This is a genomic window from Methylopila henanensis, from assembly GCF_042681025.1.
In the GTDB taxonomy this organism is placed as follows: Bacteria; Pseudomonadota; Alphaproteobacteria; order Rhizobiales; family Methylopilaceae; genus Methylopila; species Methylopila henanensis.
In genome coordinates this window covers 328,590-348,635 of the sequence record NZ_JBHUER010000001.1, presented here as the reverse complement: position 1 = coordinate 348,635, position 20,046 = coordinate 328,590, and the positions used below count along the sequence as shown (strand labels likewise).

Below are 20,046 nucleotides of genomic sequence, written 5' to 3'. Positions count from 1 at the left end.
AGCTCACTGATGGACGAGCTCCTCCAGCTCGTCGAGGCTCATGCACCATCCGTTCTCGGTGGCGATGGTCACCTCGCATCCTTTCGATCGAGCTTCATACTGGGCGAGGTTCAGAGCGTTCAGAGCGCCATCAACGACCGTCGCTGAGGGATCGTTGTCACCCTCGAAAATGACCGTGTACAGCACCGTTCTCCTCCTTGGCATCTGCTGAGGACGATGGAAAGTTTCGGAAGCTGTCGGCTGTCCGTCAAGGCTCAATTGCTGCCGTTCGGGCGTTCCCCTTGCGCCGGCCGTTCGCCCAAGCCCGCTCGGCCGGGTCACTTCCGACCGCCTTGAGGTCAGCCGCGCCTCCTCCTTGATTCCAAGCGCTTCTGCAGTCTCGCGGTTGCGAGTGCCTGTAGTTTTGCCGACGCGTCGGACGTGGACAACGATGGCAACGATCCGTGATGCCTAGAAGGCTCCACGCGCATAGCCTCCATAATCGCGGCCAGGTCGGCCTCGGTAAATCTCCACTCGCGGCCGAAACGCGAGCCACGCTTTGCACGGCCAGCCGCGGCGATCAGGGCACGCGTCCCGATCTTCAGCTTCGCCGCAGCTTCGGCCAGGGTCAAAATCTCTCCGAGCGGCTTGTCCTGATTGTTCGTCATGTCGATCTCTCGGCGCGGCGTTACGCAGGCGTAACTCGGCAGCGCTGCCCTACCCCTTCCTCAACCGCACCCCTGCCCCGCCGCCATTCTCGGCGATGAACTCAACGCCAGCGGCTTCCAAGGCGGCGCGGATGGCGGCGACGGTCACCGGCTTCAACTCATCGCCGCGCTCCAGCCTTGCAACCGTGTCGGGCGAAACATCCGCTGCCTTCGCTAAATCTCGAACGCCGAGCCCCAGGGCAGCGCGCGCCATCTTGCACTGAGCAGCGATCATTTCCAGAACACCGTTACGAAACGATTGACGGGCAACCCGCATCGGCATTATCGTATCCCTGTTACGAATTTTCCTCAAGGTAATACACAATGCTCGAAACCACCGTTTCGGCAGGCGCCCCCCGCTTGCCTGCTTTCACCCCCTGCCCCGCCAGTTCCCCCTGTCTGAAATGCAGCGCGAAATCCCTCGCGGCGGAACAGACGCTTTCCTTGATTCTGAAAGCGATGCGCGCCACGGCCGGCGGCCGGATCGCCATGGACCTGTCGCTCGAGGAATTCCGGGACATCATCGACGCCGGATCGACCGTTGATGGGATGGCGGCCGCCGTGCGGTGTCCGGCGATCACGGCGGGAGGGGATGGCCATGCTTGACCTCTCATACCGCCCGGCGCGCGACGGCCGACCGCTCTCGCGCCTCGCCGTCGAAGACGAGATCGAGCGGCTCATCGCCCTGCTCGACGATCTCGACGGCGACGAGAACCTCGAGATGACGTGCGAGGACGAGGGCGCGCAGTGCGACGATGAGGGCCACGTCGACCAGAATTTTCCGCCTTATCCACGCCAGGCTCTATCGAAGCACGGCGTTCGCCCGCAATCATCCCATGTCGGCCCGATCGGGCCGTCCGCTCCCTTTCGGAGGTCCCTATGCGCGCCGACAACGATAACCGAGCTGGCGACCGGCTCCTTCGCCTTCGCGACGTCCAGCAGATGACGACGCTGGGCCGGACCACGATCTACCGCTTCATGGCGGCCGGCCGGTTTCCGCGTCCGCTCGACGTCGGGGTCGGCTGCTCGCGATGGCGCGAGTCGCAGATCGTCGCGTGGATGGATGCGCTGCCGGTCAGAGCGGAGGCCTAGCGCCGGAAAAGCCGGGTAGTTAACCGGGTATAATTCGGCAATCCGCTCGTTTTCAACATGAGAATGAGCCGAAAATGACGGACACCCCTTCCGCCAGATCACCTTGCAGCGCTGCTCATTCTTCTACAATTGCGAGATGCGGAGGGCGCCGCTCCACTTGCCAGGCTTGGTCACTTGGCGTGGAGCGCGTCGACCAGTCTGCCGGCGCCTGCCGGCGACAGGTGATTCTGGTCGACGAACAGGCTGAAGATGGCGTAGCGGGTGCGGCTCCGCGCCTCCTCCTCCTTGGCGAGGAGCCCGATGTCGACCCAGCGGAACCCGGCGGCTTTCACCGCCTCCTCCAGCTCCCGCCGCTCCTCCGCGCGATAGTGGTAGGACGCGCCGAAATGCCCGCTGAACCGGGTGAGCTCGGGGGCGACCATGTAGATGTAGGGCGAGAACACGACCGTCACCTTGCCGATCTTCTCGCGGGCGGCGAACTGGCGGAGCCGGTCGATCACCTCGCCCGGCCGGCCGAAGGGCCGCTTCGGCTGGAAGTCGTTCTCGCAATAGACATAGACCAGCTCGTCGATCGCGCCGCGGTAGCGCCGCGCGGCGTCCTCCAACCGGCACAGGATCGCTTCGGCGTCGACGCCCGCGACGCCGAGATTGACGTATTGGCGCGCATCGTCGCGCTTCTGGAGATGCGACGAAATCGTCTCGGAATCGTCGACCATCGCCCCGAAGGCGACCGAATCGCCGGCGACCAGCACCTTGCGCGGCCGCTCGACCAGGGGATCGGTGACCCGCTCGCCCTGCGCGTTGGTGGACAGGCTGACGGGCGACGTACCATAGCGGTCGAAGAATGCGACGAGCCTGGGATCGAGCGTCTTGCCGACGTCGTGGAAGATCGTGGGCGGATCGAACGGATTGAACGCGTTCGTGCGCAGGAAAAAGGCCGTCTTGCGCAGATTGGGCTTCACCGCCGGGCAGCCGTCGACCGTGGTGTTGATCGCCGCGTCCCCGCTCATGGCGTCCCGGAACGGCGAGTTGCCCACGCCGACGGCTGACGCCTTCATGAGCTCAAGCAGGTCCGATAATTCCTCGGGCTGCGAAAAGAACGGCGCGTAAGCCGCCTCCTTGCCGGTGGTCGGGCTCCGCGTCAGGCCGAGCATGGCGAGGGTCTGGTAGGTGACGCTCGGCGCAGGCTGGCCCCCTCTCAGCACCGCGTAGCCGCCTTCCAGCACGAGCAACGTGCCGCCCATCAACAGGATGCAGGCGACGGCCGCGACAAGCACAGTCCTCAAGCTATTCGTCCTCCGCAGCGTCCCTCACGCAGCCCGAGCGGGCCTCGCGACCGCCGCAATGGCCGGCGTCTTTCACGGCCGGCGATCTTCCCATATAAGCTGTCCGCCCATTGCCGTTCAACGAAGGGTTCATGACCGGCCACCACGAAAACCTGATCGCCGACGAGCACGTGCGGCCGCCCTCCGAGAAGTCGTTCGGCCTCACCTTCGCGGTGGTGTTCGCGCTTCTCGCGGCCTGGCTTTGGTGGCGCGGCCACCCGGTCGGGGCGGGCGCCGCGGGCGTGGCGTCAGCGGCGTGCGTCGCCTGCGCCTATCTGGCGCCAGCCGCGCTGCGCCCGCTGAACCTCGTTTGGCTTAAGTTCGGCCTGCTGCTGCATAAGGTCGTCAACCCAATCATCATGGGGGGGCTGTTCTTCCTGGTGTTCACTCCGATGGGTTATGTCATGCGCCGGGCGGGCAAGGATTTTCTCGGCCTTAAGCGCAATCCGGAGGCCACCAGCTATTGGGTCAGGCGCGACGCCACCCTGCCGCTCGGCTCAATGAAAAAGCAGTTCTGAGGATCACGATGTCCTTCGTCGCCGAACTATGGGAATTCCTTCAGGTCCGCAAGAAGATGTGGATGCTGCCGATCATCGTGGTCGCGCTGATCTTCGGCGGACTCGTGGTCCTGACCAAGGGCTCGGCGGTCGCGCCCTTCATCTACACGCTGTTCTGATTGGCGCCGCCGGCCCGTGCGCATTCTCGGCATTTCCGCCTTCTACCATGACAGCGCCGCGGCTCTCGTCGTCGACGGGAAGATCGTCGCCGCCGCCCAGGAAGAGCGCTTCACGCGCCGAAAACAGGACGCTCGATTCCCGAAGAGCGCCATCGCCGCCTGCCTTGCGCAAGGCGGGATCACGCTCGCGGACGTCGACCGCGTGGTGTTCTACGAGAAGCCGTTCCTCAAGTTCGAACGGCTCATCGAGACCTATCTCGCCTTCGCGCCGCGCGGTTTCGGCTCGTTCCTCAAAGCGATGCCGCTGTGGCTGAAGGAAAAGCTGTTCCTCAAGAAACTGCTGGTCGACGAACTCAAGGCGATCGCGCCCGACTGCGACTGGAACGAGCGCCTGCTGTTCTCGGAGCACCACTACAGCCACGCCGCGAGCGCGTTTTATCCCTCGCCGTTCGAAGAGGCGGCGATCCTGACGATGGACGGTGTCGGCGAATGGGCCGCGAGTTCGGCGGGGATCGGTCGCGGGGCCCGGATCACGCTCGACCGCGAGATCCAGTTTCCGCACTCGCTCGGCCTGCTCTATTCCGCGTTCACCTACTACACCGGCTTCAAGGTCAATTCCGGCGAGTACAAAGTGATGGGGCTCGCGCCCTATGGAACGCCGCGCTTCACGCCGACGATCCTCGAGCATCTGATCGACGTCAAGGACGACGGCAGCTTCAAGCTCGACCTCAGCTATTTCGACTATTGCACCGGCCTCAGGATGACGAACGACAGGTTCGCCCGACTGTTCGGCCTGCCGGATCGCTCGGCCGACCAGTTGCTGACGCAGGATCATATGGACCTGGCGGCCTCGATCCAGGACGTCACCGAGATCGTGATGCGCCGCACCGCAAGGAGCCTCGCCAAGGAGTACGGGCTGAAGAAGCTCTGTCTCGCCGGCGGCGTCGCGCTCAACTGCGTCGCCAACGGCAAGATCCTCAAGGACGGCCACTTCGACGAGATCTGGATTCAGCCGGCCGCAGGCGACGCCGGCGGCGCGCTGGGCGCTGCGCTCGCCGCTTGGCACATGGAGTTGGGACATCCCCGCCATGTCGAGACCGCCCCGGACGCCATGCAGGGCGCCTATCTCGGCCCGAGCTACACGGACGCCGAGATCGAGGCGGCGCTCATCGCCGCCGGCGCGCGCTTCACGAAGCTGTCGCCGGACGAACTGATCGCGTCCACCGCGAAGGCGCTCGCGGACGGCAAGGCCGTCGGCTGGTTCCAAGGCCGAATGGAGTTCGGCCCGCGCGCGCTCGGCGCCCGCTCGATCCTCGGCGATCCGCGTTCCCCGTCCATGCAGAAGCTGCTGAACCTCAAGGTGAAGTACCGGGAGTCGTTCCGCCCGTTCGCGCCGTCGGTGCTCCGCGAGGCGGTGTCCGACTGGTTCGAGCTCGAGTGCGACAGCCCCTACATGCTGCTGGTCGCGGGCGTACGGCCTGAGCGCCGGCGGGCCATGACGGCGGACGAGGAGAACCTGTTCGGCATCGACAAGCTGAACGTCGTGCGCTCCGACATCCCGGCGGTGACCCATGTGGACTATTCGGCGCGGGTGCAGACGGTCCATCGCGAGACCAACCCGATCTATCACGCGCTGATCGAGGCCTTCGCCGCTCAGACCGGCTGCCCCATCGTCGTCAACACCAGTTTCAACGTCCGGGGAGAGCCGATCGTCTGCACGCCCGACGACGCCTTCCGGTGCTTCATGGGCACCGACATAGAAACGCTGGCGGTCGGCTCGTTCTACCTTGAGAAGTCCGACCAGGATCCCGCGCTGGCGCTCAACTACAAGGACGCCTTCGAGCTCGACTGATAGCCGACTGAATTGAGTTCCAGGGATTATTCGCGGTCGCTCGTTGGACACGCGATCCGTGCCGTCGGGCGCTTTGAGCGTGCGCGACGTTCCCGCTCCTCAAGCCGGTGGTTCCGCCCGTCTGAAACTCAGCGCCCCGGCTCGAACCAGATCTTCTTCATCCGGCCGAAGGCCAGGCACCGGCCGGCCTTGTCGGCGGTGTAGGACAGGAACTGCACGCGGAACGGATAGGCGGTCATGAAGTCCGCCAGCGCGCGGTTCTCGTCGAGATGGAACTGGTCGAAGGCGACGTAGTACTCGTCGAAATGGTTCGCGAGCACGCCCAGCACGTAGAGCGTCGCGGAGTAGAGGTCGGCGTCGAGGTGGACGAACAGCGGCGACCCGGCGAGCTGCTGCTGACGCCGCGCGATCGCGCCGGGCAGCATGTTCTGGAACCACCCGATCTCGTAGGAGATGCGCGGATCGTCGATGTCCGGCGCCTTGCCGCGGGTCGAGAAGCTGCCGGTCTTGAGATTGTCGGTCCAGTCTTCGGGCAGCCCGACGAAGCTGTCGAAGCCGACCAGCCGCGTGTCCGGATTCGTGAAGCGCTCCGACCAGTACCGCATGCTGCGCCCCTGCCGGACGCCGAACTCGAGGATGTTGACCTGCTTGTCCGCGCCGATGGTCGTGACGATGTCGCCCCAGAACTCGGCGCGGTCGACGCATTTCCTGGCTTTGTAGAGGCCGGCGAACTTGTTGCGCATGTTGTGCGCGCAGACGGCGTGCTCGATGGCGCGCAGGTCGACGTTCAATGCGACGGCCATGCCTGTCCCCGCTGATCGTGCGATAGCGGGATAATTTGTCGCATGCAGCCTGATGGCGGGCAAGCCGCGCCCGTCGTCACAATCAAATGAAAGGGGCCCCGCGGCCTGCGCCGCGGAGCCCCTTCATCGTTCCGGCCAAAGCCGGCGACCGTTCGGCTTGGATCAGAAGCCGAGGTCGAACTTGTAGGCGACGCCGCCCATCACGCGGTGCTCGTCGCCGTCCACGCTGCGGCCGAGGAGACGGTCCTTGCCGAAGTCGGTGTAGCGGTACTCGGCGCGCACGGCGACGTTGTCGGTCGCAGCGTACTCGACGCCGCCGCCGACGGTCCAGCCGACCGCGGTCTTGCTGTCGCTGCCGATGCCGCGCACGCGGACTTCACGATCAGCGTAGGCCACGCCGCCCGCGGCGTAGGCCAGGAAGCGATCGAAGGCGTAGCCGACGCGGGCGCGGGTCGCGCCGGTCCAGTCGCCCTGGGCGCGCACGCCGCCGCGCTTGTCGTCGACGTCCGAGTAGTTGAAGTCGGTCTCGATGCCGAACACGACCGGCGAGTTGTCGAGCTGGACATTGTAGCCGGCGTAGCCGCCGACGATGAAGCCTTCCGGCTTGATGCCGCTGATGTTGGTATCGCCGAAGGCGTAGCCGGCCTGAACGCCGATGTACGGGCCGCTCCAGGTGAAGGACGGAACCGGGGCCGCGATGGCCGGAGCCGGCTCGTAGGCCGGGAGGTCGGCGGCGAAGGCGCCGGTGGCGGAGAGGGCGACCGCCGCGGCGGCGCCGAGCAGGATCTTGCGGGTCATGGGACTCAACCTGTCACGTTTACGACGCACGACCCGGGGGAGCCGCGCGGTGACGACTACTTGGCCCTGTTCGGCCGGCATGTCGACGCCGCAAAAACCATCCGAGAAAGGGTGAGGCTTTCGTGCAACGAATTCCGCATGGGCGCATTCGGGATCAGGCGTTTTTGCACAGTTCCGCCCGGGCCTCGGCGTACTCCCGCCTCATCCTGAGCACGATTTCGGCGACGGGGGGTGAGTCCGAGATCGCGCCGAGCCCCTGCCCCGCGCCCCAGACGTCGCGCCACGCCTTCGCGTCGGAGCGGACGTCCGCCTTGGCGAAGTCCATCGCCGACTTGTCGGCGGCCGGCAGCGCGTCCGGATCGAGCCCCGCCGCCGCGATCGAGGGTTTCAGGTAGTTGCCGAGCACGCCGGTGAACAGCGAGGAGTAGACGATGTCGCTCGCCGCGCCTTCGATCAGCATGCGCTTGTAGTCGGGCGCGGCGTTGGCCTCTGCGCTCGCGATGAAGCGGGTGCCGACATAGGCGAGGTCGGCGCCGATCGCCTGGGCCGCGAACACCGCGCGCCCGGTGGCGATCGCGCCCGAAAGCAGCAGCGGGCCGTCGTAGAAGGCGCGGATCTCCTGGACGAGCGCGAACGGGCTGAGCGCGCCAGCGTGGCCGCCCGCCCCGGCGCAGACGAGGATCAGCCCGTCCACGCCGGCCTCCAGCGCCTTCTTCGCGTGGCGCACCGAGATGACGTCGTGGAACACGACGCCGCCCCACCCGTGCACCGCCGAGACGACCTCGTTCGGCGCCCGCAGCGAGGTGATGATGATCGGCACGCGATGGCGGGCGCAGGTCGCCATGTCCTCGCGCAGCCGCGCGTTCGAGGCGTGGACGATCTGGTTGACCGCGAACGGCGCGACCGGCGCTTCCGGGTTCGCGGTGGCGTGGGCGGCGAGTTCGGCCGTGATCCGCGTCAGCCAGACGTCGAGCTCGGCCTGCGGCCGCGCGTTCAGCGCCGGGAACGAGCCGACCACGCCCGCCTTGCACTGCGCGATGACGAGGTCCGGCCCCGACACGATGAACATCGGCGCGGCGACGACGGGAAGCGCGAGACGTCCCTGGAGCACGGGCGGCAACGGCATGATCGGCCTCTGATCGGCTAGGGTGTGCGATTGCACTCTAGCCGCGGCCGATCGGCCTTCGCCAGCCCGCGGGCCTTCGCTATTCGGCCGCGAGCGGGGCGGTCGGGGTTGCGCCGAGCTTGGCCGAACGCGCGGCGACGAGCTTCGCGAAATCGTCGCCCGCATGGTGCGAGGAGCGCGTCAGCGGGCTCGACGACACCATCAGGAAGCCCTTGGCGTAGGCGATGGTCTCGTAGGAGGCGAACTCGTCGGGCGTCACGAAGCGGGCGATGGCGTGGTGGCGCTTGGTCGGCTGCAGGTACTGGCCGATGGTCAGGAAGTCGACGTCCGCGGTGCGCAGATCGTCCATGAGCTGCAGCACCTCGTTCCGCTGCTCGCCGAGCCCCACCATGATGCCCGACTTGGTGAACATCGAGGGGTCGAGCTCCTTCACCCGCTGCAGCAGGCGGATGGAGTGGAAGTAGCGGGCGCCGGGCCGGACGGTCAGGTAGAGCGACGGCACGCATTCGAGGTTGTGGTTGAACACGTCGGGCCGCGCCTCGACGACGGTCTCGAGCGCGCCGGGCTTGCGCAGGAAGTCCGGCGTCAGGATCTCGATCGTCGTCTCCGGGCTCATGCGCCGGATCGCGCGGATGACGTCGGCGAAATGCCGCGCGCCGCCGTCGGCGAGGTCGTCGCGGTCGACCGAGGTGATGACGACGTGGTTGAGGCCGAGCTTGGCGACGGCATCCGCGACCCGCTGCGGCTCGCCGGCGTCGACCGCCTCGGGCAGACCGGTGCGCACGTTGCAGAAGGCGCAGGCGCGGGTGCAGGTGTCGCCGAGGATCATGAAGGTGGCGTGCTTCTTCGACCAGCACTCGCCGATGTTGGGGCAGCCCGCCTCCTCGCAGACGGTGACGAGCTTGTTGGAGCGCACGATCTCCTGCGTCTCGCGCCAGACCGGGGAGCCGGGCGCGCGCACGCGGATCCAGTCCGGCTTGCGGAGCTGTTCGGTCTCGGGCCGCCGCGCCTTTTCGGGGTGGCGGGGGCGGGCCGTGCCGTTCGTGCGGTCGAGCACCGTGACCATGGCGAGCTGTCGTCTTTCCGTTCCGGCCGCGGACAAGCGCCGCGGCCTGCGCAACAAAAAGGAGAGCGGACCGTGGGTCCGCCCTCCTGAACTTTAGGCGAAGACGCCTTCGCCGTCGATGCGCCCACCCCGCCCCGCATGGCGGAGCAGCGCCGCGCGCAGGGCTAGGCCACGCTGCGGCCGCGGATGAGGCGCCACAGGAAGATCAGCAGGCACGCGCCGCCGACCGCCACGATGCACTGCCAGATCCAGCCGCCCGGCGGAATGACGCCGACGGCCTTCAGAATCGCGTTCATCACCAGCGCCCCGACGATGCCGAGGACGATGTTCATGATCAGACCCATGTCCGATTTCATGATCTGCTCGGCGATCCACCCGGCGATCGCGCCGAGGATGATCGCCATAAACCAGCCGACGCCTTCCATGGACTGAACTCCCTTTGTGTCCCGACATGCACAAAACACCGAAGTCCGTCTGTTGTTCCCGCCGACAGGAATAAAAGTCGCCGCTCAGATGTGGATTGCGCGGCCGTAGGCGTCGAGCACGCTCTCGTGCATCATTTCGGAGAGCGTCGGATGCGGGAACACCGCATGCATCAGCTCCTCCTCCGTGGTCTCGAGGTTCATCGCCACCACGAAGCCCTGGATCAGCTCGGTCACCTCCGCGCCCACCATGTGCGCGCCGATCAGCTCGCCGGTCTCGGCGTCGAAGATGGTCTTCACCAGACCTTCCGGCTCGCCGAGCGCGATGGCCTTGCCGTTGCCGTTGAAGGGGAAGCGCCCGACCTTGACCTTGCGGCCCTGCTCCTTGGCCTTCTTCTCGGTCAGGCCGACCGAGGCCACCTGCGGGTGGCAGTAGGTGCAGCCGGGTATCTTGGCCTTGTCCATGGGATGCACGTCGAGCCCCTTGATGGCCTCGACGCAGATCACGCCCTCATGCTCGGCCTTGTGAGCCAGCATGGGCGGACCGGCGACATCGCCGATGGCGTAGACGCCCTTCACGTTGGTGCGGCCCAGCCCGTCGGTGACGACGCAGCCGCGCTCGGTCTTCACGCCGAGCGCCTCGAGCCCGAGATTCTCGATGTTGCCGACGACGCCCACCGCCGAGATCACGCGGTCGACCTTGATGGATTCGGTCTTGCCGCCCTCGAGCTCGACGGTCGCGGTGACGTCGTTCGAACCCTTGTCGAGCTTGGTCACCTTGGCGCCGGTGAGGATGCGGACGCCCTGCTTCTCGAACCGCTTGCGGGCGTGGGCGGCGATCTCCTCGTCCTCGACGGGAAGGATCTGCGGCAGGACCTCCACGATGGTCACCTCGGCGCCCATGGTGCGGTAGAAGCTCGCGAACTCGACGCCGATCGCGCCGGAGCCGACGACCAGAAGCGACTTCGGGAAGGTTTCCGGGACCATGGCTTCGAAATAGGTCCAGACCAGCTTCTTGTCGGGCTCCAGTCCCGGCAGCACGCGCGGCCGCGCCCCGGTGGCGACGATGACGTGCTTGGCGGCGTAGGTCCCCTCGCCTTTCGCGCCCTTGGGCGCCGGCGCGGGCGGACCCTGCACGGACTTTTTCGGCGCGACGACCTTGAGTTCGCCGGGCTTGGTCAGCGTCGCCTCGCCCCAGATCACATCCACCTTGTTCTTCTTCAGCAGGAAGCCGACGCCGCCGTTGAGCTGGGCGGACACCCCGCGCGAGCGCTTCACCACCGCCGCCGGATCGAACGACACCTTCTCGGCGGAAAGGCCATAATCCTTGGCGTGCTGGAAGTAGTGGTAGATCTCGGCCGAGCGCAGCAGCGCCTTGGTCGGGATGCAGCCCCAGTTGAGGCAGATGCCGCCGAGGTGCTCGCGCTCCACCACCGCCGTCTTGAAGCCAAGCTGCGCGGCGCGGATCGCCGTGACGTAGCCGCCCGGCCCGCCGCCGATGACGATGATGTCGTAGGTGTCGGCCATGGGGTTCCCCTTGGTGGTCAGACGTACTGAGCGACGCCGTCGCCGAACGACCAGTTTTCTTTCCTGACCTCGATCAGGTTGATGAAGACGTTGCGCGGCTCGACGCCCGGATTCGCCTGAAGCCGTTCGACGACGCTGCGATAGAACGCCTGCTTGAGCTCGACCGTGCGGCCGTCGCTGATCGCGATCTGAAGGATCACGAGGCCGTCGTCATGCGCGACGCCGAGATAGCTCGGCTCGAAGATGAACCCGTCGGCGTCGTGCTCGTGGAACACGACGAACTTGTCGTCTTCCGGGACCGAGAACACCTCGCGCAGGGCGTCATAGACCCCATTCGCGATCGCCTGCTTGGCGTCCGCGCTGCGGCCCTTCAGGAGGGAAACGCGAACCAGCGGCATGGTTAGACCAGCAGCCCCATCGGCTTCTCGATCAGCCGCTTGATGGCGGAGATAAGCGTCGCGCCGAGCGCGCCGTCGACCGAGCGGTGGTCGCAGGAGAGCGTGAGGCTCATCACCGTCGCGATCTTGATCTCGCCGCCCTTCACCACCGCGCGCTTCTCGCCGCCGCCGACCGCGAGGATGGTCGAGTGCGGCGGGTTGATCACCGCGGTGAAGTCCTTGATCCCGAACATGCCGAGGTTCGAGACCGCCGTGGTGCCGCCCTGGTACTCCTCGGGCTTCAGCTTGCGGTCCTTGGCCCGCTGGGCGAAGTCCTTCATCTCCTTCGCGATCACCGACAGCGTCTTGGTCTCGACCGCGCGGATGATCGGGGTGATGAGGCCGTTGTTCGGCAGCGCCACCGCGACGCCGACGTCGGCGTGCTTGTGTTTCAGCATGGCGCTCTCGGTCCAGCTCACATTGGCGTCCGGCACCTGCGCCAGCGCGAGGCCGAGCGCCTTGATCACCATGTCGTTGACCGAGACCTTCCAGGCGGCCTTGCCGTCCTTCTCCGGCGCGGAGGCGTTGATCTGTTCGCGAAGGCCCAGCAGCGCGTCGATCTCGCAGTCGACCGTCAGGTAGAAGGTCGGCACCGTCTGCCGCGCTTCCGTCATGCGGCGCGCGATGGTCTTGCGCATGCCGTCGTGCGGGATCTCCTCGTAGGAGCCTTCCGCGAACAGCTTCCGGATGGCGTCGTCGGTGGCGGGCGCAGGCGCCTTGACGGCGGGAGCCGCAGGCTCAGGAGCCTTCGCCGTCGCAGGGGCGGACTTGCCGTCCTGAGCCTTGGCGCCGCCGGAGGCCTTCGCGTCCTCGACGTCCGCCTTCACCACGCGGCCGTGGGGCCCGGAGCCCGAGATCGCCTTCAGGTCGATCCCGGCCTCCTTGGCGAGCCGGCGCGCGAGCGGCGAGGCGAACACGCGCTCGCCCTTGTCGTGGCCGTTCGCGGCGGGCTTCGGCGCCTCCGCCTTGCTCTCGGACTTCGGAGCTTCGGATTTGGCCGGCTCCGGAGCGGCCTTCGACTGCGGCTTGGGGGCGGCGTCGATGGCGCCGGCGTCTTCGCCCTCCTCCAGCAGGATGGCGATCAGCTCGTTGACAGGCACGTCGGAGGAGCCTTCCGGCACCACGATCTTGCCGATCACGCCCTCGTCGACGGCCTCGACCTCCATCGTGGCCTTGTCGGTCTCGATCTCAGCGATGACGTCGCCGGACTTGACCGCGTCGCCCTCCTTCACCAGCCACTTGGCGAGGTTGCCCTTCTCCATCGTCGGCGAGAGCGCGGGCATCAGGATGTTGGTCGGCATGAGATCAGGCCTCTTCGGAAGGCTTCGTATCGGGAGCGGGCGCGTCAAACGGGAACAGCGCGTCGAACGGAAAGCTGGCGGCTCCGCCATATCTCGGCCCGGACCGCGGGCGCGTCTCCCGCCGGCCGTCGATGATCTGCGCCGCCCGATGCGGCGGGACCGCTTCGAGATCGGCGTAGGTCGCCTTGGCGAGGGCGGGATCGGCGGTCACGGCGTCAGCGTCTCATGAACCGGTTCAGCACCGTGCGGATCACATGGTTGATGGTGCGGGTCTGCACTTCGCGCATCGAGGTCGGCGGGAGCCGGCGCGGGCCGGAGCCTGTGCGCCGGGCGCGGTTGCGCAGGAACTCGTTCGCGACCGTCTTCAGGATACGTCCGAGCATCCGCCTGTCTCCTCAATCGCGGTAGCACACCGCCTTCGCCGCCTCGACGACCTCGGCGACGCTCGGCAGAGCGAGCTTCTCGAGGTTCGCGGCGTAGGGCATCGGCACGTCCTTGCCGGAGACGCGGATGACAGGCGCGTCGAGCCAGTCGAAGGCGCGTTCGGTGACGCGGGCCGAAATCTCGGCGCCGACGCCGGACTGGGCCCAGCCCTCCTCCACCGTCACGAGGCGGCCGGTCTTCTTGACCGACTCGATGATGGTGTCGGTGTCCATGGGCCGGATGGTGCGCAGGTCGATCACCTCGGCCTCGATCCCGTCCTTGGCCAGCTCCTCCGCCGCCTTGAGCGCGTAGGTCATGCCGATCGACCAGGCGACGATGGTGACGTCCTTGCCCGGCCGGGCGATCTTGGCCTTGCCGATCGGCACGACGTAGTCGTCGAGCTTCGGCACCGGAAACTGCTGGCCGTAAAGAATCTCGTTCTCGAGGAAGATGACCGTGTTCTCGTCGCGGATCGCGGCCTTCAGCAGACCCTTGGCGTCGGCGGCCGTGTAGGGCGCGATCACGGTGAGGCCGGGCACGTTCGAGTACCACGCGGCGTAGTCCTGGCTGTGCTGCGCGGCGACGCGCGCGGCGGCGCCGTTCGGTCCGCGGAACACGATCGAGCAACCCATCTGGCCGCCCGACATATAGAGCGTCTTGGCGGCCGAATTGATGATCTGGTCGATCGCCTGCATGGCGAAGTTGAAGGTCATGAACTCGACGATCGGCTTCAGGCCCGCGAGCGCCGCGCCGACGCCGACGCCGGCGAAGCCGTGCTCGGTGATCGGCGTGTCGATGACGCGCTCCTTGCCGAACTCGTCCAGCAGGCCCTGGCTGACCTTGTAGGCGCCCTGGTACTCGGCCACTTCCTCGCCCATCAGGAACACGCGGTCGTCCCGGCGCATCTCCTCCTGCATGGCGTCGCGCAAGGCGTCGCGCACGGTGGTCATCACCATCTCCGTGCCTTCCGGAACGTCGGGCTCGGGCAGCGCCTCGGGCGCGGGCGGGTTGGCGGCGGCCGACCCCGTGGCCTTGGCCTCGCTCGCCGGCTGCTTGCCGCCGCTCGCGTCCTTCGCCGCGCCTTCGTCGGCGCGCTTGGCGGCCGCCTCGCCGCCGGTCTTCGGCTCGTCGCCGGCCGGGGCCGAAGCGCCGTTCTTCAGCGCGCTCTCGTCCTCGCCGTCCGCGAGGATCAGCGCGATCGGGGTGTTGACCTTCACGTCCTCGGAGCCGTCCTCGATAAGGATCTTGCCGAGCACGCCCTCGTCGACCGCCTCGACCTCCATGGTCGCCTTGTCGGTTTCGATTTCGGCGATGACGTCGCCGGACTTCACGGCGTCGCCTTCCTTCTTCAACCACTTGGCGAGCTTGCCCGCCTCCATGGTCGGCGACAGCGCCGGCATGAGGACTTCGATCGGCATCGGGAGCGTCCCTCTTCCTTCAAGGCTTCTTGGCCGGCGGCGGAGCTTGCCGGCGGGTTCGCCGGTCAGCGCAGAATGTCGGTCCAGAGCTCGGACGGATCGGGCTCGGCGTCGTTGGTCGCGAACTCGGCGGCGGCGTTGACGATGTCGCGCACCTCCTTGTCGACCGCCTTCAGCTCTTCCTCGCTCGCATGCCCGTCCTTGAGGAGACGCGCGCGCACCTGCTCGATCGGGTCGTGCGTCTCGCGCATCTTCTGGACTTCGTCCTTGGAGCGGTACTTCGCGGGATCCGACATCGAGTGGCCGCGGTAGCGGTAGGTGACCATCTCGAGGATGTAGGGGCCCTTGCCCTCGCGGGCGTGGGCGATCGCCCGGTCGCCGGCCGCCTTCACCGCGCGCACGTCCATGCCGTCGACCTGCTCGCCCGGGATGTCGAAGCTCGCGCCGCGCTGGCTGAGGTTGGTGTTCGACGAGGCGCGCTCGACCGAGGTGCCCATGCCGTACTTGTTGTTCTCGATGACGTAGACGACCGGCAGCTTCCAGAGCTTCGCCATGTTGAAGCTCTCGTAGACCTGCCCCTGGTTCGAGGCGCCGTCGCCGAAATAGACCAGAGATACCTTGCCGTTCTTCTTGTACTTGTTGGCGAAGGCGAGGCCGGTGCCGAGCGAGACCTGGGCGCCGACGATGCCGTGGCCGCCGTAGAACTGCTTCTCCACGCTGAACATGTGCATGGAGCCGCCCTTGCCCTTGGAGTAGCCGCCGCGGCGCCCCGTGAGCTCGGCCATCACGCCCTTCGGGTCCATCTCGCAGGCCAGCATGTGGCCGTGGTCGCGGTAGCCGGTGATGACCTGATCGCCCTGCTCCACCGCCATCTGCATGCCGATGACGACGGCTTCCTGGCCGATGTAGAGGTGGCAGAAGCCGCCGATGAGGCCCATGCCGTAGAGCTGGCCGGCCTTCTCCTCGAACCGGCGGATCAGCAGCATCTCGCGGTGGGCGTGAAGCTCCTGCTCCTTGGAGAAGGACAGCCCTCCGGATGTCGCCGCCGGGGCCTTGTCCTTGCTTGCAGCGTTCTTGCCTGCGGTCTTCGCGGCGCGCTGCGGCTTGGGCGCGGCGGCCTTGGCGGTGCGGGCGGTCTCGCCTTTCGGCGCGGCTTTTGCGGCGGATGCGGCCATGACGTTCCCCAACCTGTCTCCCTAAGAGAGACTTAACGCGTCCTGCAGGCAAATCGAGAGCGATCGCCTTGGCCGCTTGGGGTACGTATGTGCCCGCCCTCTACTAAAGTAGCAAGAGGGGTGATCGACTATTTTGATTGTGCGATAGCGAGGACGGATCAGCCAAAATGCTGCGTCCGCGAAGGACTTACCGGACCTGGATGACCCGGTCGTTTGGGTGCAGCAGGCCGAGGTCGGCGCGCGCCTGCTCGTCGAGCAGGTCGGGATCGAGCCTGTCCGAGCTCAGCAGGTCGATCCTGTGTTCGAACCCCTCGCGCACGGCCTTGAGCTCGGCGAGCTTCGCGGAGAGCGTAGCGATCTCGGCCTCGAACTCGCGGCTCGCCACCAGCCCGTGCGCGCCCACATAGGCCTGCTGACTGAAATAGAGGACCGAGCCCGCGGCGATGAGCCAGAGGGTGAGCTGAGCGGCGGCCGAGCGCCAGCGCGTGCGAATGATCATGCCGCGAGCATGCCCCGTTCATGGTTTCCAGAGCGTTTACGCGCTGCGCTTCAGCCGCGCGCGGACCAGTTCGCGCATGCGCTCGATCGGGCCGGGCCGCCGCCCCCGCCCGCCTTCGATGACGGACAGCGAGACGGGCCCGGGAGCCTCGTCGTCCTCGCCCTCGTCCTCGATGCGCAGGGTCGCGCGCGTGACGCGGCCGTCGTCGATGCCTCGCACGACGAGGGTCGCCGGGCCGAACTCCGCGACGTCGCCGACCGCGGGCTCGTGCTCGAACCGCCGGTCGAACGCCTCGGCGACGGTCAGATGCGAATCCCCCGGCTCGACCTGCAGGCCGTAGAGGTCCGCGATCTCGGACAGCGCCGTGTCGCCGCGAAGCGCGAACTCGCCGAGCGCCGGACGGGCGCGGCCGGCGTCGGTCGAGGCGAACAGGCCGTCGAGTTCGGCGACGCGATTGTGCGGCGCGAGAAAATAGCCGTAGTCGCCCGGCTTCAGCCCGTCCGCCTGGATCGGGTCGAGAATCTTGTCGTCGCGCACGACGAAGACCGGCGTCGCCCATTTCGGCACGGCGTCGCGCGCGAGAATCGGGCAGCGCGGCGTGACGGCGTAACCGACCATCTCCTGGGCGAGCTGTCCCGGCAGGTCGATCTCGATGCGGTGGACGGAGCGGGTCGCCTGGCGCACGGCGAGGCCGAGCCGCTTGGCGAGTTCGGTGATCGTCCAGCCCTGCACCAGGAGCGACACGATGACGACGACGAAGGCGACGTTGAAATAGATCTGCGCGTTGGGCGCGCCGGCGAGCGTCGGAATCGCGGCGAGGAAGATCGACACCGCGCCGCGCAGGCCGACCCAGCCGACGAAGCCGATCTCCTTGCGTGAGAAGCCGAAGGGCAGCAGGCACAGGGCGACCGCGACCGGGCGCGCCACGAAGATCAGCACCGCCGCGATCGCGAGCGAGGCGCCGAGCGACGGCAGCAACTGGGACGGCGTCACCAGCAGGCCGAGCACGATGAACATCACGATCTGGCACAGCCAGGTGATGGTGTCGTGGAACGCAACGATCGCCGGCAGCGCGCGCACCTGCCGGTTGCCGACGATGATTCCCGCGAGATAGACGGCGAGGAAGCCGGAGCCGTGGAGCACCGCCGACAGCGCGAACAGCGCGACCACGCTCGCCACCACGAACAGCGGATGCAGGCCGGACGGAAGGTCGACGCGGTTGAGCAGGAACGCGAGCGCGAATCCCCCCGCGACGCCCGCCGCGCCGCCGATCACCGCTTCCTGCAGGAACCGCCCGGCGATCGACAGCCCTCCCTCTCCGGCGCCGGCGGTGACGAGACCGACGAGCATGACGGTGAGGAAGACGGCGATCGGATCGTTGGTGCTGGACTCGACCTCCAGAACGGCGCCGACGCGGCGCTGAAGCTGCAGGCCGCTGGCGCGGATCAGGAAGAACACCGCCGCGGCGTCGGTCGAGGCGATCGTCGCCCCGATCAGCAGCCCCTCGATCAGGCGCAGGTCCAGCACCCAGGCCGCGAAGGCGCCGATCAGCCCGCTCGTCAGCACGACGCCGGCCGTCGCCAGCGTGATCGCCGGCGCCAGCGCGCCGCCGAGATGGGCGATCCGGGTCCGGAGACCGCCGTCGAACAGGATGATGGCGAGCGAGATCGAGCCGATCAGATAGGTCAGGCGGTAGTTGTCGAACGCGACGCCCCCGGGGCCGTCCTGCCCCGTCAGCATGCCGATCACGAGGAAGACGAGCAGCAGCGGCGCGCCGAACCGCGACGCGACCAGCGACGACAAAATTCCCACGAGCATCAACGCAGCTCCGAAGAGCAGGATCGCGTTGACGACCGTGATGCTGTCCATGCGGGCGGAATCGTCGCGAGCCGCAGCGTGCCGGCCGCGCGACGGAAGACCGCCGCGAGGCCCCGGCGCCGAAGCGGCAGAGGAAGGAGATCACACGTTCCCCGACGATTGCCGCGAGATCAAGGCGGAACGTCGCCGCGGGCCAAACGATGAGACGCCCGCTGTCAGGCTCCGTGGCGATCCGCCTCGGCCGCCTCGATGCTGCGAAGGATTTCGAGCGGCGAGAAAGGCTTCGGAACCAGCGACGAGCCCTTCAGGCAGGGCGGCGCGTCGGCCATGCTGGCGCCGGACACGAAGGTGAACGGCACCTTCCGCGTCTGCAGCGCGAGCGCGATCTCGTAGGTCTTGCCGTCCGTGACGTCGATGTCGAGGAATGCGAGGTCGAGCGCGCCTTCGACCGCGAGTAGAGCCTCCCGCACGGACATCGCGGTGACGATCTCGGCCGAAGGTCGGCTCTGAAGCACGATGGCCTCGATCTCCATCGCGATGATCGGTTCGTCTTCCACGATGAGGACCCGCATGACGCGCCGAGACTCCAGCGGTCCATACGCCGACCGCCGGGGTTAAGCGTTTGGAGCGGGCTAAGGTTCCCGGCTCACTCGGCCAGCCGCGGCAGGAACTCGGCGCCGCGCTCGGAGAGGAAAGCGTTCATCGCGGTCGCCGGCGGCGTCAGCCGTTTGCCGGCGCGGCGGACGACGTACCACTGCCGGATGATCGGAAGCCCGATGACGTCGAGCGGGACGACCCGCCCGTCGGCGATCTCGGCCGCGACGGTGTGCGCCGAGATGAAGGCGAGACCAAGCCCCGCGATCACCGCCTGCTTGATGGTCTCGTTGGAGTTGATCTCCATGCCGATCCGCGGCTTCACCCCGTCCTGCTCGAACAGGCGCTCCATCAGGCCGCGGGTGCCGGAGCCCTGCTCGCGCATGAGGAAGGTGTGCCCGGTCAGCGCCGTCACGGGCATGCGCTTGCGGGCGGCGAGCGGGTGGCCCGGCGGGGCGATGACCAGGTGCGGATGGTCGCCGATCACCACCTGGTCGGTGTCGAGGTCCTCAGGCGGCCGGCCCATGATCGCGACGTCGGCCGCGTCGCCGCGCAGCAACTCGATCACCTCGGCGCGGTTGCCCACCGACAGGCTGACGTCGACGCCGGGATGGGTCCGGGCGAAGGCCGCCAGGGCCATGGGCGCGAAATACTTCGCGGTCGAGACCACGGCGACGCCCACCCGTCCGCCGTCGAGGCCCTTCATGGCCTCGAGCGCGGCGACGCAGTCGCGAAGCGCGCTCTCGATGGTCGCGACCGCGGCCGCGACCTCCCGGCCGGCGTCTGTCGGGCGGAAGCGGTCGCCGCTGCGGTCGAGCAGCGGCAGGCCGAGCGCCGCCTCCAGAAGCTGGACCTGCATGGTGACGGCCGGGGGCGTGACGGTCAGCCGACGCGCGGCCGCGCTCACGGAGCCGGTGTCGGCCACCGCCGCCAGAGCGCGGAGCTGTTTCAGCGTCAACGAACGGAGCAGATTTTCAGACATGCTGAAATGAGCATTTAGGTTGTTCG

The 20,046-nt window shown here is 67.5% G+C and carries 26 protein-coding genes; 5 read left to right on the top strand and 21 right to left on the bottom strand.

The genetic code is table 11. The annotated features are described in order from the left end of the window. Positions 1-3: 3 nt before the first annotated feature. From ACFSCV_RS01690 to ACFSCV_RS01680, 3 genes are all read right to left on the bottom strand, one after another. Positions 4-186 (bottom strand): hypothetical protein, encoded by a 183-nt coding sequence (locus ACFSCV_RS01690; protein ID WP_378796371.1) that lies wholly within the window; start codon positions 184-186, stop codon positions 4-6. Positions 187-338: 152 nt separating this feature from the next. Further along, positions 339-647, bottom strand: coding sequence for a hypothetical protein (locus tag ACFSCV_RS01685; RefSeq protein ID WP_378796370.1), 309 nt, complete (start codon positions 645-647; stop codon positions 339-341). A gap of 49 nt (positions 648-696) precedes the next feature. Then, positions 697-921 (bottom strand): helix-turn-helix domain-containing protein, encoded by a 225-nt coding sequence (locus ACFSCV_RS01680; protein WP_378796740.1) that lies wholly within the window; start codon positions 919-921, stop codon positions 697-699. Positions 922-1,010: 89 nt separating this feature from the next. Between ACFSCV_RS01680 and ACFSCV_RS01675 the strand changes: the two genes are divergently transcribed. Further along, positions 1,011-1,292 (top strand): hypothetical protein, encoded by a 282-nt coding sequence (locus tag ACFSCV_RS01675; protein WP_378796368.1) that lies wholly within the window; start codon positions 1,011-1,013, stop codon positions 1,290-1,292. 4 nt (positions 1,293-1,296) lie between these two features. On the opposite strand, the gene ACFSCV_RS01670 is transcribed toward ACFSCV_RS01675, so the two are convergent. Beyond that, positions 1,297-1,452: a hypothetical protein gene (locus ACFSCV_RS01670; RefSeq protein WP_378796366.1), complete on the bottom strand. Its 156-nt coding sequence runs from the start codon at positions 1,450-1,452 to the stop codon at positions 1,297-1,299. A 113-nt stretch (positions 1,453-1,565) separates the two neighbouring features. Here ACFSCV_RS01670 and ACFSCV_RS01665 point away from each other — a divergent pair, with 113 nt between their 5' ends. After that, positions 1,566-1,778 (top strand): helix-turn-helix transcriptional regulator, encoded by a 213-nt coding sequence (locus ACFSCV_RS01665; RefSeq protein ID WP_378796364.1) that lies wholly within the window; start codon positions 1,566-1,568, stop codon positions 1,776-1,778. 170 nt (positions 1,779-1,948) lie between these two features. Here the strand turns inward: ACFSCV_RS01665 and ACFSCV_RS01660 are convergent, their stop codons facing one another. Then, positions 1,949-3,064, bottom strand: coding sequence for an SGNH/GDSL hydrolase family protein (locus ACFSCV_RS01660; RefSeq protein ID WP_378796362.1), 1,116 nt, complete (start codon positions 3,062-3,064; stop codon positions 1,949-1,951). Between the two features lie 131 nt (positions 3,065-3,195). On the opposite strand from ACFSCV_RS01660, the gene ACFSCV_RS01655 reads away from it, so the two are divergent. Genes ACFSCV_RS01655 through ACFSCV_RS01645 form a run of 3 tightly spaced genes read left to right on the top strand, consistent with a single transcriptional unit; the run spans position 3,196 to position 5,631 of the window. Further along, positions 3,196-3,621 carry an SxtJ family membrane protein gene (locus ACFSCV_RS01655; protein ID WP_378796360.1) on the top strand — a complete coding sequence of 142 codons (426 nt, stop codon included), beginning with the start codon at positions 3,196-3,198 and terminating at the stop codon, positions 3,619-3,621. Between the two features lie 8 nt (positions 3,622-3,629). Further along, positions 3,630-3,779: a DUF5989 family protein gene (locus ACFSCV_RS01650; protein WP_271201445.1), complete on the top strand. Its 150-nt coding sequence runs from the start codon at positions 3,630-3,632 to the stop codon at positions 3,777-3,779. 16 nt (positions 3,780-3,795) lie between these two features. Beyond that, the gene (locus tag ACFSCV_RS01645; protein ID WP_378796357.1) at positions 3,796-5,631 is read left to right on the top strand and encodes a carbamoyltransferase family protein; all 1,836 of its coding nucleotides are present in this window, start codon (positions 3,796-3,798) and stop codon (positions 5,629-5,631) included. A 128-nt stretch (positions 5,632-5,759) separates the two neighbouring features. Here ACFSCV_RS01645 and ACFSCV_RS01640 read toward each other — a convergent pair whose 3' ends face one another. The 16 genes from ACFSCV_RS01640 to ACFSCV_RS01565 all read right to left on the bottom strand — a co-directional run bounded on the left by ACFSCV_RS01640 (position 5,760) and on the right by ACFSCV_RS01565 (position 20,020). Then, positions 5,760-6,434 (bottom strand): class I SAM-dependent methyltransferase, encoded by a 675-nt coding sequence (locus tag ACFSCV_RS01640; RefSeq protein WP_378796355.1) that lies wholly within the window; start codon positions 6,432-6,434, stop codon positions 5,760-5,762. Positions 6,435-6,596: 162 nt separating this feature from the next. Next, a complete protein-coding gene (locus ACFSCV_RS01635) occupies positions 6,597-7,232 on the bottom strand; it encodes an outer membrane protein (RefSeq protein ID WP_378796353.1) in 636 nt (211 codons plus the stop codon). Between the two features lie 154 nt (positions 7,233-7,386). Further along, on the bottom strand, positions 7,387-8,358 hold the full coding sequence (locus ACFSCV_RS01630; RefSeq protein ID WP_378796351.1) for an NAD(P)H-dependent flavin oxidoreductase: 972 nt from the start codon (positions 8,356-8,358) through the stop codon (positions 7,387-7,389). Positions 8,359-8,437: 79 nt separating this feature from the next. After that, on the bottom strand, positions 8,438-9,424 hold the full coding sequence (gene lipA / locus ACFSCV_RS01625; RefSeq protein WP_378796349.1) for a lipoyl synthase: 987 nt from the start codon (positions 9,422-9,424) through the stop codon (positions 8,438-8,440). 164 nt (positions 9,425-9,588) lie between these two features. Then, positions 9,589-9,849, bottom strand: a complete 261-nt coding sequence (locus tag ACFSCV_RS01620) for a GlsB/YeaQ/YmgE family stress response membrane protein (protein WP_378796347.1) — start codon at positions 9,847-9,849, stop codon at positions 9,589-9,591. An 84-nt stretch (positions 9,850-9,933) separates the two neighbouring features. Beyond that, positions 9,934-11,373 carry a dihydrolipoyl dehydrogenase gene (lpdA, locus tag ACFSCV_RS01615; RefSeq protein ID WP_378796345.1) on the bottom strand — a complete coding sequence of 480 codons (1,440 nt, stop codon included), beginning with the start codon at positions 11,371-11,373 and terminating at the stop codon, positions 9,934-9,936. Between the two features lie 17 nt (positions 11,374-11,390). Further along, a complete protein-coding gene (locus ACFSCV_RS01610) occupies positions 11,391-11,771 on the bottom strand; it encodes a tautomerase family protein (protein WP_378796343.1) in 381 nt (126 codons plus the stop codon). A gap of 2 nt (positions 11,772-11,773) precedes the next feature. Then, positions 11,774-13,111 carry a pyruvate dehydrogenase complex dihydrolipoamide acetyltransferase gene (locus ACFSCV_RS01605; protein ID WP_378796341.1) on the bottom strand — a complete coding sequence of 446 codons (1,338 nt, stop codon included), beginning with the start codon at positions 13,109-13,111 and terminating at the stop codon, positions 11,774-11,776. Positions 13,112-13,115: 4 nt separating this feature from the next. After that, complete coding sequence (locus ACFSCV_RS01600) at positions 13,116-13,322, bottom strand: hypothetical protein (RefSeq protein WP_378796339.1); 207 nt, start codon at positions 13,320-13,322, stop codon at positions 13,116-13,118. 4 nt (positions 13,323-13,326) lie between these two features. Beyond that, positions 13,327-13,494 (bottom strand): hypothetical protein, encoded by a 168-nt coding sequence (locus ACFSCV_RS01595; protein WP_378796337.1) that lies wholly within the window; start codon positions 13,492-13,494, stop codon positions 13,327-13,329. Positions 13,495-13,506: 12 nt separating this feature from the next. After that, positions 13,507-14,952, bottom strand: a complete 1,446-nt coding sequence (locus tag ACFSCV_RS01590) for a pyruvate dehydrogenase complex E1 component subunit beta (protein ID WP_378796336.1) — start codon at positions 14,950-14,952, stop codon at positions 13,507-13,509. A 65-nt stretch (positions 14,953-15,017) separates the two neighbouring features. Continuing rightward, the gene (gene pdhA, locus ACFSCV_RS01585; protein WP_378796334.1) at positions 15,018-16,127 is read right to left on the bottom strand and encodes a pyruvate dehydrogenase (acetyl-transferring) E1 component subunit alpha; all 1,110 of its coding nucleotides are present in this window, start codon (positions 16,125-16,127) and stop codon (positions 15,018-15,020) included. 187 nt (positions 16,128-16,314) lie between these two features. Then, positions 16,315-16,626, bottom strand: a complete 312-nt coding sequence (locus ACFSCV_RS01580; RefSeq protein WP_271201431.1) for an FtsB family cell division protein — start codon at positions 16,624-16,626, stop codon at positions 16,315-16,317. Between the two features lie 36 nt (positions 16,627-16,662). Further along, positions 16,663-18,495 carry a potassium/proton antiporter gene (locus ACFSCV_RS01575; protein WP_378796331.1) on the bottom strand — a complete coding sequence of 611 codons (1,833 nt, stop codon included), beginning with the start codon at positions 18,493-18,495 and terminating at the stop codon, positions 16,663-16,665. Between the two features lie 164 nt (positions 18,496-18,659). Continuing rightward, positions 18,660-19,016: a response regulator gene (locus ACFSCV_RS01570; RefSeq protein WP_378796330.1), complete on the bottom strand. Its 357-nt coding sequence runs from the start codon at positions 19,014-19,016 to the stop codon at positions 18,660-18,662. A 74-nt stretch (positions 19,017-19,090) separates the two neighbouring features. Next, on the bottom strand, positions 19,091-20,020 hold the full coding sequence (locus ACFSCV_RS01565; RefSeq protein ID WP_378796328.1) for a LysR family transcriptional regulator: 930 nt from the start codon (positions 20,018-20,020) through the stop codon (positions 19,091-19,093). Positions 20,021-20,046: the final 26 nt, after the last annotated feature.

What these genes read in the sequence shown, in the direction of transcription:
- ACFSCV_RS01590 (WP_378796336.1), bottom strand. Translation starts at nt 14,952, where the DNA reads ATGCCGATCGAAGTCCTCATGCCGGCGCTGTCGCCGACCATGGAGGCG.
- ACFSCV_RS01605 (WP_378796341.1), bottom strand. Translation starts at nt 13,111, where the DNA reads ATGCCGACCAACATCCTGATGCCCGCGCTCTCGCCGACGATGGAGAAG.
- ACFSCV_RS01640 (WP_378796355.1), bottom strand. Translation starts at nt 6,434, where the DNA reads ATGGCCGTCGCATTGAACGTCGACCTGCGCGCCATCGAGCACGCCGTC.
- ACFSCV_RS01580 (WP_271201431.1), bottom strand. Translation starts at nt 16,626, where the DNA reads ATGATCATTCGCACGCGCTGGCGCTCGGCCGCCGCTCAGCTCACCCTC.
- ACFSCV_RS01685 (WP_378796370.1), bottom strand. Translation starts at nt 647, where the DNA reads ATGACGAACAATCAGGACAAGCCGCTCGGAGAGATTTTGACCCTGGCC.
- ACFSCV_RS01575 (WP_378796331.1), bottom strand. Translation starts at nt 18,495, where the DNA reads ATGGACAGCATCACGGTCGTCAACGCGATCCTGCTCTTCGGAGCTGCG.
- ACFSCV_RS01630 (WP_378796351.1), bottom strand. Translation starts at nt 8,358, where the DNA reads ATGCCGTTGCCGCCCGTGCTCCAGGGACGTCTCGCGCTTCCCGTCGTC.
- pdhA (WP_378796334.1), bottom strand. Translation starts at nt 16,127, where the DNA reads ATGGCCGCATCCGCCGCAAAAGCCGCGCCGAAAGGCGAGACCGCCCGC.
- ACFSCV_RS01565 (WP_378796328.1), bottom strand. Translation starts at nt 20,020, where the DNA reads ATGTCTGAAAATCTGCTCCGTTCGTTGACGCTGAAACAGCTCCGCGCT.
- ACFSCV_RS01570 (WP_378796330.1), bottom strand. Translation starts at nt 19,016, where the DNA reads ATGCGGGTCCTCATCGTGGAAGACGAACCGATCATCGCGATGGAGATC.
- ACFSCV_RS01675 (WP_378796368.1), top strand. Translation starts at nt 1,011, where the DNA reads ATGCTCGAAACCACCGTTTCGGCAGGCGCCCCCCGCTTGCCTGCTTTC.
- ACFSCV_RS01620 (WP_378796347.1), bottom strand. Translation starts at nt 9,849, where the DNA reads ATGGAAGGCGTCGGCTGGTTTATGGCGATCATCCTCGGCGCGATCGCC.
- ACFSCV_RS01595 (WP_378796337.1), bottom strand. Translation starts at nt 13,494, where the DNA reads ATGCTCGGACGTATCCTGAAGACGGTCGCGAACGAGTTCCTGCGCAAC.
- ACFSCV_RS01655 (WP_378796360.1), top strand. Translation starts at nt 3,196, where the DNA reads ATGACCGGCCACCACGAAAACCTGATCGCCGACGAGCACGTGCGGCCG.
- lpdA (WP_378796345.1), bottom strand. Translation starts at nt 11,373, where the DNA reads ATGGCCGACACCTACGACATCATCGTCATCGGCGGCGGGCCGGGCGGC.
- ACFSCV_RS01650 (WP_271201445.1), top strand. Translation starts at nt 3,630, where the DNA reads ATGTCCTTCGTCGCCGAACTATGGGAATTCCTTCAGGTCCGCAAGAAG.
- lipA (WP_378796349.1), bottom strand. Translation starts at nt 9,424, where the DNA reads ATGGTCACGGTGCTCGACCGCACGAACGGCACGGCCCGCCCCCGCCAC.
- ACFSCV_RS01665 (WP_378796364.1), top strand. Translation starts at nt 1,566, where the DNA reads ATGCGCGCCGACAACGATAACCGAGCTGGCGACCGGCTCCTTCGCCTT.
- ACFSCV_RS01635 (WP_378796353.1), bottom strand. Translation starts at nt 7,232, where the DNA reads ATGACCCGCAAGATCCTGCTCGGCGCCGCCGCGGCGGTCGCCCTCTCC.
- ACFSCV_RS01680 (WP_378796740.1), bottom strand. Translation starts at nt 921, where the DNA reads ATGATCGCTGCTCAGTGCAAGATGGCGCGCGCTGCCCTGGGGCTCGGC.
- ACFSCV_RS01610 (WP_378796343.1), bottom strand. Translation starts at nt 11,771, where the DNA reads ATGCCGCTGGTTCGCGTTTCCCTCCTGAAGGGCCGCAGCGCGGACGCC.